Below are 15288 nucleotides of genomic sequence, written 5' to 3' on the forward strand. Positions count from 1 at the left end.
AGGTGTGTGCTCCGCGCACAGCATTGTTTAAGCAAAACCCTCAGGCATCTGTTGATGCCAATCCGTCTCTTGCTGAAGCCGATGGGCCAGATTCAGTAATTTTCCTTCATTGAAGTAGTTGCCGATTATCTGCAATCCAACGGGCAATCCCGCTACCGGCTGTACCGGAATGGAGATGCCTGGCAACCCGGCCAGATTGGTGGCGATGGTATAGATATCGTTCAGGTACATGGTCACCGGGTCATTCATCTTTTCGCCCAGGGCAAAGGCTGTGGTGGGCGCGGTCGGCCCCATGATCACGTCTACCGTTTCAAAGGCCCGTTCGAAATCGTCGGAGATGAGGTGCCGGGTCTTCTGCGCCTTCAGATAGTAGGCATCGTAGTAACCGGCGGACAAGGCGTAGGTGCCGATCAGGATACGACGCTTGACCTCGGCACCGAAACCCTCGCCCCGGGAGCGTTTGTAGAGGTCTTCCAGATCCTTGGGATCTTCGCAGCGGTAACCGAAACGCACCCCATCGAAGCGGGACAGATTGGATGAACACTCTGCCGGTGCAACCACATAATAGGTCGGCACCGCCAGACCAGTATTTGGCAGGCTGATGTCGATCACCTCGGCTCCCATCCCTTTGTAGAGATCTATCGCCCCCTCGATGGATGCCGCAACAGCGCTGTCCAGTCCGTCGCCGAAATACTCCCTGGGCAGCCCTATCTTCAGCCCCTGCAAGGAGTCGTTCAGAGTTGCCGAATAGTCGGGCACGGGGTGGTCCGCACAGGTCGAATCCTTGCTATCGAATCCCGCCATCACCTGCAGCATCAGGGCGGCATCCTCGGCACTGCGCGTCATCGGACCGGCCTGATCGAGACTGGAGGCGAAGGCGATCATGCCAAAGCGGGAGACCCGTCCATAGGTGGGCTTGAGGCCGGTAATGCCACACAGCGCCGCCGGTTGGCGAATCGATCCGCCAGTATCCGTGCCGGTAGCGGCCACAGCCAGTCTCGCAGCGACTGCCGCGGCCGACCCCCCTGAAGATCCGCCGGGCACCCTGTCCCTGTCCCAGGGATTACGCACCGGCCCGTAGTAACTGGTCTCATTGGAAGAGCCCATGGCGAACTCATCCATATTCGCCTTGCCCAGGGAGACCACACCTGCCTGCTTGAATCTCTCAACCACCGTTGCATCGTAGGGAGAGATGAAATTATCCAGCATTTTGGAGCCGCAACTGGTCTTCACCCCCTGGGTGCAAAAGATATCCTTCTGCACCAGAGGAATCCCGGTCAAGGGACCTGCCTGTCCCGACCTGATCGCCCTATCGGCGGCTTCGGCCTCTGCCAGAGCCTGATCAGGGGTGGTTGTGATCAGGGCATTGAGATCTCCGTTCAAGCGTTCGACGCGATCGATAAAATGGCGGGTCAGTTCAACACTGGAGAACTCTCCAGCTTGCATAGCGGCGCCCAGTTCAGCAATGGATTTACTCTGCATGGTGTAATTTGTGTCCAGTGGGTATCTGTGAGATTACTTTCTGTTCAGCCCAGTCGCTGATGGTTCGGCCCATCACTCGATGACCTTGGGTACCAGATAGAGGCCGTTTTCCACCTTGGGCGCCACAACCTGGTTGGCCTCGCGGCAATCATCTTCGGTCACCTCGTCCACGCGCATGCGCTGGGCCATATGCAGGGGATGCGACATGGGTTCGATGGCCTCGGTATCAGCCGCTTCCAGCTGTTCCACCAGATCGAGGATATTGCTGAGATCCTCGACGTAGGCATCGATATGGGACTCATCCAAGGCCATTCGCGCCAGATGAGCTATTTTTTCAACATCGGACTTATCCAGTGACATCCACTTGCTACCTACTCTGAAAAATGGGCAAATCTACCATATTCTCTGCACCGATACATGATACTTGAACAGTCAGCGGTCCTATATAGATATAAGCTGATACCCGGATCAGGCCGGTATGCACTGAGCATCGAGACAAGAGCCCAAAGCCATCGGCTGCAATCCACACCCTTAAAACACCACATAAGCAGTTATAAATAACTGACACACAAGAGAAAAATCAATTGGACGCTAGATATTAAAGTGTGATCCAAATTCCACTTCTGAAAAGTAACAATTAGGCTACAATATAATTAATGACTGCATTGGGATATAATTCCCAACATAGAGCGCAGATGGATCTGTAGGAAACTGCATAAGATTAAATACCGCCCTGACAGGCGATAAATATCAAAGACAACCAGACATAGCTGGGATATAGAGTAGACAGATCAATCCGAAATCAGAATAACCCGGTTAAACAACGCCCATGGACGAGATCCGAAAGACACTCACTGCATCCATCCTCAAACTGCTCAGACCCCTGGTCAGGCTGATGTTACGCAATGGCTTTACCTATGGTGATTTTGCCGATCTGAGTAAATGGACCTTTATGGATGTGGCATCCAAGGAGTTTGGTATTCCCGGTCGAAAACAGACGGTTTCAAGGGTCTCCGTCATCACCGGCCTGACCCGCAAAGAGGTCAGCCGACTGCAAAAAATCGACACCCCCGATGACAGCGCCATCGCTCATCAATACAACCGTGCCGCCAGGGTCATCTCCGGTTGGCTGCGAGACCCTAGGTTCCAGACCAAAAAGGGCGCGCCGGCTCCACTCTATTTCGACAAGGGAAAAGCAAGCTTCAGCGAATTGGTCAAGGAACACAGTGGTGATGTACCACCACGCGCAATCTATGATGAGCTTGTCAGGGTTGGCACCATAGCCAAGGATGAGAGCGGCAAGATTACCCTCCTCAGTGATGGCTATGTTCCACGTACCGGGGAGACGGGTAAACTACATATTCTCGGCACTGATGTGCAACTTTTGCTCGATACCATCGATCATAATCTTCAACAGGGCTCCCTAACACCCTATTTTCAACGTAAGGTCGCCTACGACAACCTTCCCATGGAGGCACTGCTGGAATTTCGCAATATGAGTGCTGAAAAGTCCCAGGCCCTGTTGGTGGAGTGCGACAAATATCTGTCGCAGCACGATCGAGATCTCAACCAGGATAGCGACGGCACAGGCCGAAAACAGGCAGGTATCGGTATCTACTATTTCGAACAGGATGTAATAAAGGATGAATAGACCTATTCTTAAGATCCTGATTTCGTTGGCACTGGGGGCATCCCTTGTCACACTCTACAGTTGCGGTGGCGCGGGTGGCACACAAGTCGCCGATGGCGGTATCGGTGGAACAGGCATTACCCAGGGCAGGGTCACCAGTTTCGGCTCGGTCTTCGTCAACGGCATTGAATTCAATACCGACAGTGCCAGTTTCACTGTCAATGATCTCACTGGGAGCCAGGATGATCTGGCTATCGGTATGGTGGTTCGCATCAGTGGCAGCAGCGATACCACAAACGCAACCGGGACTGCAGACTCGATAACCTATGACAGCCTGATTGAAGGTGTGATCAACAATAATAACATCATCCTGAACAACACCCTTACGGTGATGCAGCAAACAATAATCGTGGATGGGGATACGGTGTATGACAATCCCATCGATGCCACACTGCTTGAAGACCTGCCGCCCAACAGCGAGGTGGAAGTGAGCGGCTTCACCAATGGCAACGGCACCATATTGGCTACCCGTATCGAAGTCATATCCCTCGCATGGGCTGGTGATGAGCTGGAAGTCTCTGGTGTGGTCAGTGCCATTTCAGGGGACACCTTCCGGATCGGCAGTCTCGTGGTCGATGGCTCAGGCATACCGTCCATCCCACCGGAAGGAACATTTGTCGAGGTCGAGGGAAATCGTTTTTCCGGGGGTCTCTTCGTAGCGGAATCCATCGACATCGAATCCGAAAGTGATAGTGCGGTAGCCGAGGATGGTGAAGAGGTTGAGATCGAGGGTCAGATCACCCAGGCCCTTGACGTGAATAACCTTTTCACCCTCAACAGTCAGCTTGTAGATGCTTCTGGAACCACCCTGAGCGGCGCCACCAGCCAACTCACCATAGGGCGTGTGGCAGAAGTTGAGGGGGTCATGAATGGGAATATCCTGCTCGCCGAAGAGATTGAGCTGAAGGCCGCAGCCGCTGATAGAGGTGAAATCAGCGCTATCCTCGGGATTGACAATGTGGACGTCAGCGCAGGCACAGTAACGCTTTTAGGACGCACCATCAGGGTAGACAACTCGACCATCATGGAGAACGATGAGGAGGACGAAAGCGCCTCCTTCACCTTGGATCAGCTGACCTCTAGCGACTATCTGGAGGCCAAGATCTACACCGACAACAACACCCTTGTGGCGAGTAAACTGGAGTTGGAACAGATCCCGTCCAACCACAACGCCGAGGTGGAAGGTATAGCTAATCTAGTGGATTCATCCACAATCGAGATATTCGGTATCACCATCGACACCTCCGGTGTGGACGACTACAGCTTCAGCAACCAGATTATCGAGGTGAAGGGAGACTTCGTTAATGGGGTCCTGATTGCCGACAGCATCAAGGAGGATGACTGACTAATCAGCAGGCATCAATGGGGCTATCGCGATAACGATGCGCTGCCCCTGATGCCTGTAGGTGTTTGCGTCGAGGCAGTTAATTCTGCCTAATGTGCTCAATTCCCCATCCCCATCCTTGCCCAACTCCTGTACCATTGATAGATTAATCCACTTTCGGTTTGGCCTGAGATGGATTTAGTCTCGGCCCAGCCTTTACCAACAGAGAAAAAGACTAGAAATCCATGCTGTTCCGACGCATACGTGGCATATTTTCCAATGATTTATCCATTGACCTGGGTACCGCCAATACCCTGATCTATGCCCGCGGTCAGGGCATTGTATTGAATGAACCCTCAGTGGTCGCGATTCGCCAGGACCGGGGACCGGGGGGGGCGAAATCTGTGGTTGCCGTGGGTGAAGACGCCAAGAAGATGCTTGGCCGAACACCCGCCAACATCACCGCCATCCGCCCCATGAAAGAGGGCGTCATCGCCGATTTCACCGTTACCGAGAAGATGCTGCAGTACTTCATCCACAAGGTGCATGAGAGTCGCATCATCCGTCCCAGCCCCCGGGTGTTGGTCTGTGTGCCCTGCGGATCCACCCAGGTGGAACGGCGTGCAATCAAGGAGTCGGCAGCGGGCGCAGGCGCCAGAGAGGTCTACCTGATTGAAGAACCCATGTCAGCCGCTATCGGTGCCGGCCTGCCGGTGGACGAGGCCCGTGGCTCCATGGTACTGGATATCGGCGGCGGCACTTCCGAGGTGGCGATAATCTCCTTGAATGGTATCGTCTACGCCAATTCGGTGCGCGTGGGTGGCGACCGTTTCGACGAGGCGATCGTCAACTATGTGCGACGCAACTACGGTACCCTGATCGGTGAAGCCACTGCCGAGAGAGTTAAGCATGAAATCGGCTCGGCCTACCCGGGTAACGAGGTCAAGGAGATCGATGTCAAGGGCCGCAATCTGGCAGAAGGCATTCCGCGCAGCTTCACCCTCAACAGCAATGAAATCCTGGAGGCGCTGCAGGAACCGCTCTCGGGCATTGTGGGTGCAGTGAAGACCGCCCTTGAACAGACACCCCCGGAATTGGGTGCCGATGTGGCGGAACGTGGCATAGTCCTGACCGGGGGGGGCGCACTGCTACTGGATATCGACCGGCTGCTTCAGGAGGAGACAGGACTACCCGTGATCGTTGCAGAGGATCCCCTTACGTGCGTGGCACGGGGCGGCGGACGGGCCCTGGAACTCATCGATGAAAGGGGTGGCGAGTTCTTTATGGTTGACTAGTGTATGAGCCCCCTGCGACCGGATGGGGAGGGATCAACGCAGGGAGCCAGCGAAATGAAAGTGGAGTCATTCAGCCATTAAACTCATCTTTACACAGGGTCCATCGATCACCACCAGACTGGTGGTGGCAGTACTGCTGTCCATCTCAATCATGGTCCTGGACCATCGTTACAACCATCTGGAATCACTGCGTTCCGGGCTCTCGGTGCTGCTCTTCCCGGTACAATATCTCGCCTCGCTGCCCCTGCTCCTGAGTGAGTCAGCCAGCGATGCCATCACCAATCGCAACAAATTGGAGTCGGAACGGAACAAATTGCATGCAGAGAATCTTCTGCTGCGTGCAAGGCAGCAGAAATTCGAAGCGCTGGAAGCGGAAAACATGCGCCTTAGAGGTCTTTTAGACTCTTCATTCAAGGTTGGTGACCGGGTCTTGATCGCGGAACTGATATCCGTGGAACAGGACCCTTTTAGGCAACAGGTCCTAATCAACAAAGGGAGTACTTCAGGGCTTTTCGTCGGCCAACCCGTGGTCGATGCGAGTGCCGTGGTCGGCCAGGTCACCCATATCAGCCCCTTCAATGCCAGCGTTCTGCTGATTACCGATGCCGCCCATGCACTGCCGGTGCAGGTCAATCGCAACGGTCTTCGTACCATCGCCCTGGGCACCGGTCTGATCAACCGCCTGGAACTGCCTCATCTGCCCAATAATGCCGATATCAAGGTTGGCGATCTGTTAACCACCTCGGGCATGGGGGGCAGCTTTCCTCCCGGCTATCCTGTGGCCGAGGTTATTGATGTGAAACGGGAGCCCGGGCAGCCCTTTGCCTCCGTTATCGCTCAAACCACAGCCCATCTGGACCGCATTCGTGAGGTCCTGCTGGTATGGACCCTGGACCCCGGCATGGGTACTCTGGCCGATCACACCGAGGAGACCGGGGAGACCGGGGAGACCGAAGAGACATCTGAGACATCTGAGCCGACCGGGGAGGGAGCCGAGTGATCAGTCAAACCCAATCCCGTCGCTATGTCATCACTTCAACCCTGCTGGTCGGTTTCATCCTTACCATCATGCCACTGCCTGAGTGGGCCTCCACCTATCGGCCACAGTGGGTCGCTCTGATCCTGATCTACTGGTGTATGGCCATGCCTGAACGCATCGGTGTGGGTATCAGCTGGACTACGGGTCTGTTACTGGATGTACTCACCGGTACCCTGCTTGGCCAACATGCCCTGGGATTCTCGGTAATCACCTATATTATGTTGAAGCTGCATCTTCGGGTCCGCGTCATGCCATTGCGACAGCAGGTCTTCACGATTTTTGTACTACTGCTGCTCGAACGTCTGTTGGCTTTGTGGTCAACTGGAGCAGCAGGCTATCCAACGCCATCGCTCCTGTATTGGATAACTCCGCTGGTAAGTACCCTGCTCTGGCCTTGGGTTTTTATTATTCTTCGGGATGTTCGACGCCGTTTTCACCTCAGCTAGGAGATATTGGTGCCTCAATCCTCGATCAAGGACTATCTGCATGAGAGTCAGTTGTTCCTGGGACGCGCAATTGCCTCAGGTACACTTGTGCTTGTGGTTCTGTTCATCCTGATTGGGCGCCTGTTCTACCTGCAGGTAGAGAATCACGATCACTACAAAACCCTGTCCCAGGATAATCGGGTAAAGCTTGAGCCACTGCCACCGACACGGGGCCTGATCTATGACCGAAACGGCGCCATATTGGCGCAAAATCTACCCGCATACAGTCTGGAGATCACCCCGGAAAGGACTGAAAACCTTGATTTCACCATCCAAAAATTGAGTGAAATCATCGATATAAATGAAGATGACATCAACAGATTCCATCAGTTGCGCAGGCAGCGTAGACGATTCGACAGCATACCGATCCGGGTGCGCCTGAAAGATGAAGAAGTTGCCCGTATCGCTGTCAATCGCCACCGATTTCCCGGTGTTGAGGTAAAAGCGAGCCTGCTACGCGACTACCCGCAGGGCATGAAGACCGCCCATCTGCTGGGGTATGTCAGCCGCATCAATGCCCAGGAACTTCAGATCATCGATACTTCCAACTACAGAGGTACCAATTTCATCGGCAAGAACGGTGTTGAAAAGAGTTACGAAGGCCTGCTGCATGGTAGCGTCGGTCTGCAACAGGTGGAGGTCAACGCCAAGGGCCGGGTACTGCGGGTATTGGAAAATCGGCCACCGCAACCCGGGGACAATCTGCGGCTGTTTCTGGATATGGATCTGCAGGCTACCGCTCTCGAGGCGCTGGGGGAGTACAACGGCGCAGTCGCCGCCATCGATATCCAGACCGGGGGGGTGCTGACCCTGGTGAGTAAACCGGGATTCGATCCCAATCTGTTTGTGGAGGGGATCAGTGCCAAAGCCTACCAGGCCTTGGAACAATCCCTCGATAACCCCCTCTTCAACCGTGCTATCCGCGGTCAATACCCGCCAGGCTCCACCGTCAAACCCTTCATAGGCCTCGCCGGACTGGAGTATGATGTGGTTGGTTATCATCAGGAGAACTACTGTCCAGGTTACTACCAGCTCCCAGGGAAAGACCACAAGTATCGCGACTGGAAAAAATGGGGGCATGGCAAGGTCAATATGCAACGGGCGATCGTGGAATCCTGTGATGTCTATTATTACGAACTGGCGCGGACACTGGGCATCGACAGACTCTATGAGTTCCTTTCCGGTTTCGGCTTCGGACACCCCACCAAAGTCGACCTGGATGGAGAATTGTCTGGCTTGATGCCGAGCCGCGAATGGAAACAGAAGAGGCAACGGGAGCCCTGGTATCCGGGTGAGACCCTGATCGTGGGCATTGGACAGGGCTATTTTCTCGCCACCCCGTTGCAGCTCGCATCCGCCACGGCAACCCTGGCGAATCGCGGCCACCGTATCCGTCCCAGGGTGGTCGATAGCATTGAAAAGTCCGATGGCACACAGGTGGAGAGCCCTAAGATCGTGGACGACCTTCATCAGCTCGACCCTATGCATTGGGACCAGGTTATCCATGCCATGACTGAGGTTGTGGAAGGTATCCGTGGTACTGCCCGTTCAATCCACACTGATCATTATCGTATTGCCGGCAAGACCGGCACGGCTCAGGTATTCAGCGTAAAACAGGATGAGGAGTATGATGAAGAGACGATCGCTAAACGGAAACGTGATCATGCGCTCTTCATCGCCTTCGCCCCCGTTGAAGATCCGCGAATCGCCATCGCCGTGGTGGTGGAGAATGGCGGCCATGGCGGTTCCGTGGCCGCACCCATAGCCCGCAAGGTCATGGATCGCTATCTCGTCGGAGCCGCTGATGAGGGGTAGGAGTTACACCACCTTCTATGAATCACAGCCGGCACAGGCGAGTGGCTTACTGGCTTGGTTGCACCTCGATATCCCCCTGTTGACTGGTCTGCTGCTGCTGTCAGGTTTTGGTTTGACCATCCTCTACAGCGCTGGCGACCAGGAGATGGTACTCCTGCAAAAGCAGTTGATACGCCTGGGATTCGGCTTTGTTGCCATGTTTGCCCTGGCCCAGATCCACCCGGCCAATATACGCCGTTGGGCCCCCTTTCTGTACACTATCGGGATCCTCATGTTGATCTCGGTGATTCTCTTCGGCGAGCAGGGAAAAGGTGCCCAACGATGGCTGGATCTGGGTTTTATTCGCTTTCAACCCTCGGAAATGTTCAAACTCACCCTGCCGATGCTGATCGCCTGGTATCTGGCTGAATATCGCCTGCCACCCAATCCCTCCCGTTTGATAATCGCGGGCCTGTTCACCCTGCTGCCGGTCTTACTGATCGCAAAACAGCCGGATCTGGGCACCGCCCTGCTGGTGGCCACCGCGGGGACATTCGCCCTGTTTCTAGCCGGCATCAGCTGGCGGGTGATAAGCGCTATCGGTCTGTTAATGGCCGCCCTCGGCCCGGTAGCCTGGTACTTCATGCACGATTATCAACGCCAGCGCGTGTTGACCTTCCTGAATCCGGAGAGCGACCCATTGGGTACCGGCTATCATATCATCCAGTCAAAAATCGCCATCGGCTCAGGAGGCATCAGTGGCAAGGGCTGGCTCAACGGCACCCAGTCTCATCTGGAGTTTCTTCCTGAACGACACACCGATTTTATCTTTGCCGTCATCTCCGAAGAGTTTGGCCTGGTTGGGGTGCTGGCGCTCCTCACACTCTATCTCTTTATCATCATGCGCGGACTCTATATCGCCACCCAGGCCCAGGACACCTTTGGCAGGATCCTGGCCGGTTCACTGTCACTGGTTTTTTTCGTCTATCTTTTCGTCAATGCAGGTATGGTCACAGGATTGCTACCGGTAGTGGGTGTACCCTTACCGCTAATCAGTTATGGAGGGACATCCCTGGTGACCATTCTTGCCAGCTTCGGTATGCTGATGTCCATCCATACCCACAAAAAACTACTGCCAACATAAACGATCATGCGAACCATAACCCGACTGCTGCTCTTTTTCACCCTCACCTTGACCACGGTGGCGTGTGCCCATACCCAAAAGCAGACCACCGAGTACAAAAAATTCGCCCTGGAGATGGCCAAAAAGCACAATTTCAATGCCCTCCAGGTAGAACGCCTGTTGACCAGCACAACCTTCAGGGATGACATCATCGCTGCCATAACACGGCCCGCAGAATCCAAGGCCTGGCATGAATACCGTCCGATTTTTCTCAAGCCGGACCGGATCGCCGGGGGGGTCAGGTTCTGGCAGGAGAATGAGGCCCTGCTGGCCTCCGTCAGTCAAGAGTATGGGGTACCGGCTGAGATTATCGTCGCCATCATCGGCGTGGAGACCCGTTACGGTAAACATACGGGCCGCTACCGGGTCGTCGACGCCCTGACCACACTCGCCTTCGGCTATCCAAAACGGGCGGATTTCTTTCGCCGCGAGCTGGAAGAGTTCCTGTTGCTGACAAGAGAGGAGGGTGTGGACCAGGAGAGTGCCATGGGTTCCTATGCCGGCGCCATGGGTAAGCCCCAATTCATCTCCAGCAGCTACCGCCAATACGCCGTGGACCATGATGCTGACGGCCGGCGCGATCTCTGGAACAGCAATCCCGATATCATCGCCAGCATCGCCAGCTATTTCAAAACCCATGGCTGGAGAACCAACCAGCCCATCACCCTGCTTACTCAAGGAGGAGAGGATCTACAGCGCTTTGTCGACGCCGGTATGAAGCCCAGCATCCAGGTAGGCAAGCTGCTGGCCAAGGGGGTACGCCCAGTAAACGGTGCGCCGCCTGCGCCCGAAACACTCACCAGTCTGATTAAGCTGGATGCGGGTGAAAATCATGAATATTGGCTGGGACTGCACAATTTCTATGTCATAACACGCTACAATCACAGCAACCTCTACGCCATGGCCGTCTATCAACTGAGCCGGGAGATCCATACCGCCAAACAGGCGGCTGATGCAGCCAGGTAGATGAAGAAGCGCAACAGCATATATTTGCCAGACAGGATTTCAATCAAGGCCGGTTTCACCGCGCTGATCGGCATGCTATTGATCACTGCCTGTAGCACCAGCAAGATAGGACCCGGCCCCAAGCAGGATGGCATCAGCCACCGCCATCCCCCGCCTGCGAATATGGCATCCATCCCCGATGCGGTACCCAAGGACGACCCCAAAAGCCGCTATGGCAATCCTGAAAGCTATGAGGTGTTCGGCAAGCGTTACTACACACTGCGCAGCGGTCGGGGATACAATGCCCGCGGCATTGCATCCTGGTATGGCAGTAAATTTCATGGCCAACGCACCAGCAGCGGTGAAAGCTACGACATGTATGCCATGACTGCAGCACACAAGACCTTGCCCCTGCCAAGCTATGTCCGGGTCACGAACCTGAAAAATAACCGCAGCGTGGTGGTCAAGGTCAATGATCGCGGCCCATTTCATGACAACCGCCTGATCGACCTCTCCTATACGGCAGCCTGGAAGCTGGGCATCACCGGCGAGGGAACGGGGCTGGTGGAGGTGGTGAGTCTCGATCCGAAGAGTCCGCTACAGCCGCTGAAGACAAAACCGGTAAAGCTGAGAAAAGGCAACATGCTGCCTGAACTGTTTCTCCAGGTTGGCGCTTTCGGCAGTTCCGAGAATGCCCAGCGTCTGAAAAAAAGGCTCGAGGAACATTTAAAGACCGGCGTACTCATAGAAGACAACGATCACCCGGAGCGCCCGGTCTATCGGGTACAGGTGGGCCCGATTGCCAGTGTGGAGCTTGCTGACCATCTCAGCCAACAATTGGCCAAGCTCGGCATTGCCGACCCACATGTTGTCATTCGCTAGCGGAATAATAGAATAACCCACCACTATGCCAAGTAGATTATCCTTACCCATGCACCATCTATCACCGACCAGATTTGTGAAAGTCACTTTGTTATGGCTCTTCAGCCTAGTTGCACTTTCAACCCATGCCACCACCCCCACCCCGGCCCCGCCGGAGGTCTCTGCCTCAGGCTATCTTCTGGTGGATTTTCACAGCGGCAAGGTACTCGCCGAAAAGGGAGCCAGTAATCGTCTTGAGCCTGCCAGCCTGACCAAAATCATGACCGCCTATGCGGTATTCCGTGAGTTGAAGCAGGGCAATATCAACCTGGAGGATAGGGTACTCATCAGTGAGAAGGCCTGGCGTACACCGGGATCACGCATGTTCATCGAGGTGGGAAAAAAGGTCAAAGTGCTCGATCTTGTCAAGGGAATGATCATTCAATCCGGCAACGATGCCTGTGTTGCCCTCGCCGAGCATATCGCCGGGAGTGAGGCCACCTTCGCTGAATTGATGAACAACCATGCCAGTGAACTGGGAATGACCGACACCCATTTCGTCAACAGTACCGGGCTTCCCCACGATGACCACTATACGACGCCTGCGGACATCGCCAAGGTGGCGGCAGCCACAATCCGGGATTTTCCTGAATACTACCCCTGGTATAGCGATAAGTCTTATATATTCAACGATATAACTCAGCACAACCGGAACAAGCTCCTGTGGCGGGACGACAGTGTGGACGGCATCAAGACCGGTCACACCGAGGCGGCGGGTTACTGCCTGGTGGCATCAGCTCAACGGGAAAACATGCGTCTCATCTCAGTGGTGATGGGCACCAAGGGTGAGGAGGCAAGGGCCAAGGCTAGCCAAAGCCTGCTCAATTATGGTTTTCGCTTCTTTGAAACCCACCAGCTCTACGCGGCGGGGGAGGTACTCAATCGGACCCGCATCTGGAAGGGGGAAAAAGAGAAACTGCCCCTGGGCCTGAACCGGGACCTGAACGTAACCATTCCTCGTCATCAGTATCAAAATCTCGATGCCCGTATGGAGATCGAACCGAAGATCATGGCCCCGATCAAACAGGGTGATGTCCTCGGTCACGTCAACATCACCCTGAACGGAGATCCCGTTACCGAGGCACAGCTGGTGGCGCTGAAGAGCATCGCTGACGGTAACATCTGGCAGCAGATCAAGGACAGCGCCCTGTTGTGGCTGGAGTGAAGGCCGATCCATCATGAGCCAGGATGAAGAGACACTGCTGAAATTTCCCTGCGACTTTCCTATCAAGGTGATGGGCAAGGCGGAACCGGGTTTTGAGGCAATGGTTGTGGAACTGGTGGGCCGGCATACTGAAGAGCTGCTTGAAACAGCCATCAACAGCCGGCTCAGCAAAGGGGGAAAATGGGTATCTGTCACCATCACTCTGCGTGCCCAGAGCAAGGCTCAGCTGGATGCCATTTATCTCGATCTCAGCGCCCATGAAAAAGTGGTCATGGCCCTCTAGTGTACACCCTGCCAACGACAGATCCTGCGACACCCGGGGAAAGGCTTGACGTGCCTTCTAACCTCCTGATCCGACAACTTGGCATGCAGCCCTACCAAGCCACCTGGCATGCCATGCAGGACTACACCAATGGGCGGGATGCATCGAGTCCCGATCAGCTCTGGTTACTCGAACATCCGGCGCTGTTCACCCTGGGACAGGCAGGAAAGGCCGAACATATCCTGGACCCCGGTGACATCCCTGTGATCAAGTCCGACCGGGGTGGCCAGGTGACCTATCACGGCCCCGGGCAGCTCATCGCCTATCTGCTACTCGATCTGCGCCGGGCCCGCATTGGCATTCGCACCCTGGTCACTCATTTGGAACAAGCAGTGATAACACTGTTGAGGGAGTACGGCATAGGCGCAGCTGCACGCCGGGATGCCCCCGGTGTCTATATCGCTGACAGCAAGGTCGCCTCGCTTGGACTGCGGGTGCGCCGGGGTTGCAGCTATCATGGACTGAGCCTTAACGTGGACATGGATCTCTCCCCCTTCGAACGCATCAATCCCTGCGGTTTTCCGGGCCTGAATATCACCCAACTGGCCGATCAGAAGATTGATACCGATATCCCTTCGCTTGGCCTAAGATTGTCCCACCACCTGGCGCAGGCCTTAGGCTACACTCTGACCTGCATCGATACAGAAGTAGACCCATGAGCCTCGACAAAGATATCCTGCCACCATCGCGCACAACGCCGGAGAGCCACCAACGGGGCAAGTCCAAACTGGCGCGTATCCCAATCAAGGTGGAACCCCAGGAGACCATCCCGCGTAAACCCAAATGGATCAGGGCCAAGGCCCCGCTCGGCAAGGAGGTCAGCCGTATTCGTCGCATCCTGCGGGACAGGGGGTTGAGTTCAGTTTGTGAAGAGGCTGCCTGTCCGAACCTTGGGGAGTGCTTTCATCACGGCACCGCCACCTTCATGATCATGGGGGATATCTGCACCCGCCGCTGCCCCTTCTGCGACGTGGCCCACGGCAAACCCCAACCCCTTGATGGGCAAGAGCCTGCGCAACTCGCCGAGGCCATAGCCGCCATGCAGCTCAACTATGTGGTTATCACCTCGGTGGACCGGGATGACCTGCGCGATGGGGGCGGCGCCCATTTCGCCCAATGTATCTCGGCAGTCCGCCAACACCGCCCTGAGACCAAAATAGAGATCCTGGTACCTGACTTTCGCGGTCGCGTGGATGCGGCGTTGAGGTCATTGTCGTCACATCCGCCCGACGTCTTCAACCACAACCTGGAGACGGTCCCGCGACTCTATAAACAGGCCCGCCCTGGGGCAGACTACCAAGGATCGCTGGATCTGTTACAGCGCTTCAAACAGCTACAACCGGATCTACCCACAAAATCGGGCCTGATGCTGGGATTGGGTGAGGCCCGGGAAGAGATACTCGAAGTCATGCAGGCACTGCGCCAACATGGTTGCGAGATGCTCACCCTGGGTCAATACCTGCAACCGAGCAAGGATCATCTGCCCGTGGCACGTTTCGTCTCACCGGAAGAGTTTGAGCAGCTGGGAGAAATTGCCAAGGAGATGGGATTTTCCAGTGTTGCCAGCGGCCCTATGGTGCGCTCATCCTATCATGCAGATCTGCAGGCGAATCCTCTACTGCAGGAACAGTCATAGCCGAAAC

At 55.3% G+C, this 15288-nt stretch carries 15 protein-coding genes; 13 read left to right on the top strand and 2 right to left on the bottom strand.

Going from position 1 to position 15288, the window contains the following annotated elements; genetic code table 11:
- Positions 1 to 27 precede the first annotated feature (27 nt).
- Both gatA and gatC read right to left on the bottom strand, forming a co-directional pair.
- Entirely contained in the window at positions 28 to 1482 is a 1455-nt protein-coding gene (gatA, locus tag R2K28_RS18300; RefSeq protein WP_316366739.1) for an Asp-tRNA(Asn)/Glu-tRNA(Gln) amidotransferase subunit GatA, read from the bottom strand.
- A 72-nt stretch (positions 1483 to 1554) separates the two neighbouring features.
- Positions 1555 to 1842, bottom strand: coding sequence for an Asp-tRNA(Asn)/Glu-tRNA(Gln) amidotransferase subunit GatC (gatC, locus tag R2K28_RS18305; RefSeq protein WP_316366740.1), 288 nt, complete (start codon positions 1840 to 1842; stop codon positions 1555 to 1557).
- 469 nt (positions 1843 to 2311) lie between these two features.
- Between gatC and R2K28_RS18310 the strand changes: the two genes are divergently transcribed.
- The 13 genes from R2K28_RS18310 (at position 2312) to lipA (ending at position 15281) form a co-directional block, all read left to right on the top strand.
- Positions 2312 to 3133 (top strand): DUF6502 family protein, encoded by an 822-nt coding sequence (locus tag R2K28_RS18310; protein ID WP_316366742.1) that lies wholly within the window; start codon positions 2312 to 2314, stop codon positions 3131 to 3133.
- Positions 3126 to 4517: a DUF5666 domain-containing protein gene (locus tag R2K28_RS18315; protein WP_316366744.1), complete on the top strand. Its 1392-nt coding sequence runs from the start codon at positions 3126 to 3128 to the stop codon at positions 4515 to 4517. The genes R2K28_RS18310 and R2K28_RS18315 overlap by 8 nt, the downstream gene beginning before the upstream one ends.
- Positions 4518 to 4741: 224 nt before the next feature.
- Complete coding sequence (locus R2K28_RS18320; RefSeq protein WP_116446295.1) at positions 4742 to 5791, top strand: rod shape-determining protein; 1050 nt, start codon at positions 4742 to 4744, stop codon at positions 5789 to 5791.
- Between the two features lie 124 nt (positions 5792 to 5915).
- Positions 5916 to 6791: a rod shape-determining protein MreC gene (gene mreC / locus R2K28_RS18325; RefSeq protein WP_316366746.1), complete on the top strand. Its 876-nt coding sequence runs from the start codon at positions 5916 to 5918 to the stop codon at positions 6789 to 6791.
- On the top strand, positions 6788 to 7276 hold the full coding sequence (gene mreD / locus R2K28_RS18330) for a rod shape-determining protein MreD (RefSeq protein WP_116446293.1): 489 nt from the start codon (positions 6788 to 6790) through the stop codon (positions 7274 to 7276). The genes mreC and mreD overlap by 4 nt, the downstream gene beginning before the upstream one ends.
- Positions 7277 to 7285: 9 nt before the next feature.
- The gene (gene mrdA / locus R2K28_RS18335) at positions 7286 to 9130 is read left to right on the top strand and encodes a penicillin-binding protein 2 (protein ID WP_316366750.1); all 1845 of its coding nucleotides are present in this window, start codon (positions 7286 to 7288) and stop codon (positions 9128 to 9130) included.
- On the top strand, positions 9120 to 10253 hold the full coding sequence (gene rodA / locus R2K28_RS18340; protein WP_316366751.1) for a rod shape-determining protein RodA: 1134 nt from the start codon (positions 9120 to 9122) through the stop codon (positions 10251 to 10253). Before mrdA ends, rodA begins: the two co-directional genes overlap by 11 nt.
- A 6-nt stretch (positions 10254 to 10259) precedes the next feature.
- Positions 10260 to 11258, top strand: a complete 999-nt coding sequence (gene mltB, locus R2K28_RS18345) for a lytic murein transglycosylase B (protein WP_316366752.1) — start codon at positions 10260 to 10262, stop codon at positions 11256 to 11258.
- Entirely contained in the window at positions 11259 to 12119 is an 861-nt protein-coding gene (locus tag R2K28_RS18350; RefSeq protein WP_316366753.1) for a septal ring lytic transglycosylase RlpA family protein, read from the top strand.
- Between the two features lie 25 nt (positions 12120 to 12144).
- On the top strand, positions 12145 to 13323 hold the full coding sequence (locus R2K28_RS18355; protein WP_316366755.1) for a D-alanyl-D-alanine carboxypeptidase family protein: 1179 nt from the start codon (positions 12145 to 12147) through the stop codon (positions 13321 to 13323).
- Positions 13324 to 13336: 13 nt separating this feature from the next.
- Positions 13337 to 13606 carry a YbeD family protein gene (locus R2K28_RS18360; RefSeq protein WP_316366757.1) on the top strand — a complete coding sequence of 90 codons (270 nt, stop codon included), beginning with the start codon at positions 13337 to 13339 and terminating at the stop codon, positions 13604 to 13606.
- Between the two features lie 83 nt (positions 13607 to 13689).
- Positions 13690 to 14304 carry a lipoyl(octanoyl) transferase LipB gene (gene lipB, locus R2K28_RS18365; RefSeq protein WP_316369776.1) on the top strand — a complete coding sequence of 205 codons (615 nt, stop codon included), beginning with the start codon at positions 13690 to 13692 and terminating at the stop codon, positions 14302 to 14304.
- Positions 14301 to 15281 (top strand): lipoyl synthase, encoded by a 981-nt coding sequence (gene lipA / locus R2K28_RS18370; RefSeq protein ID WP_316366760.1) that lies wholly within the window; start codon positions 14301 to 14303, stop codon positions 15279 to 15281. The genes lipB and lipA overlap by 4 nt, the downstream gene beginning before the upstream one ends.
- The last annotated feature ends 7 nt before the right edge of the window (positions 15282 to 15288 follow it).

This window comes from Candidatus Thiodiazotropha sp. CDECU1 (assembly GCF_963455295.1).
Taxonomy (GTDB): domain Bacteria; phylum Pseudomonadota; class Gammaproteobacteria; order Chromatiales; family Chromatiaceae; genus Thiodiazotropha.

Excerpts from the sequence above, each read along its gene's own strand:
- gatA (WP_316366739.1), bottom strand. The coding sequence starts at position 1,482 with ATGCAGAGTAAATCCATTGCTGAACTGGGCGCCGCTATGCAAGCTGGA.
- gatC (WP_316366740.1), bottom strand. The coding sequence starts at position 1,842 with ATGTCACTGGATAAGTCCGATGTTGAAAAAATAGCTCATCTGGCGCGA.
- R2K28_RS18310 (WP_316366742.1), top strand. The coding sequence starts at position 2,312 with ATGGACGAGATCCGAAAGACACTCACTGCATCCATCCTCAAACTGCTC.
- R2K28_RS18315 (WP_316366744.1), top strand. The coding sequence starts at position 3,126 with ATGAATAGACCTATTCTTAAGATCCTGATTTCGTTGGCACTGGGGGCA.
- R2K28_RS18320 (WP_116446295.1), top strand. The coding sequence starts at position 4,742 with ATGCTGTTCCGACGCATACGTGGCATATTTTCCAATGATTTATCCATT.
- rodA (WP_316366751.1), top strand. The coding sequence starts at position 9,120 with ATGAGGGGTAGGAGTTACACCACCTTCTATGAATCACAGCCGGCACAG.
- mltB (WP_316366752.1), top strand. The coding sequence starts at position 10,260 with ATGCGAACCATAACCCGACTGCTGCTCTTTTTCACCCTCACCTTGACC.
- R2K28_RS18350 (WP_316366753.1), top strand. The coding sequence starts at position 11,259 with ATGAAGAAGCGCAACAGCATATATTTGCCAGACAGGATTTCAATCAAG.
- R2K28_RS18355 (WP_316366755.1), top strand. The coding sequence starts at position 12,145 with ATGCCAAGTAGATTATCCTTACCCATGCACCATCTATCACCGACCAGA.
- R2K28_RS18360 (WP_316366757.1), top strand. The coding sequence starts at position 13,337 with ATGAGCCAGGATGAAGAGACACTGCTGAAATTTCCCTGCGACTTTCCT.
- lipB (WP_316369776.1), top strand. The coding sequence starts at position 13,690 with ATGCAGCCCTACCAAGCCACCTGGCATGCCATGCAGGACTACACCAAT.
- lipA (WP_316366760.1), top strand. The coding sequence starts at position 14,301 with ATGAGCCTCGACAAAGATATCCTGCCACCATCGCGCACAACGCCGGAG.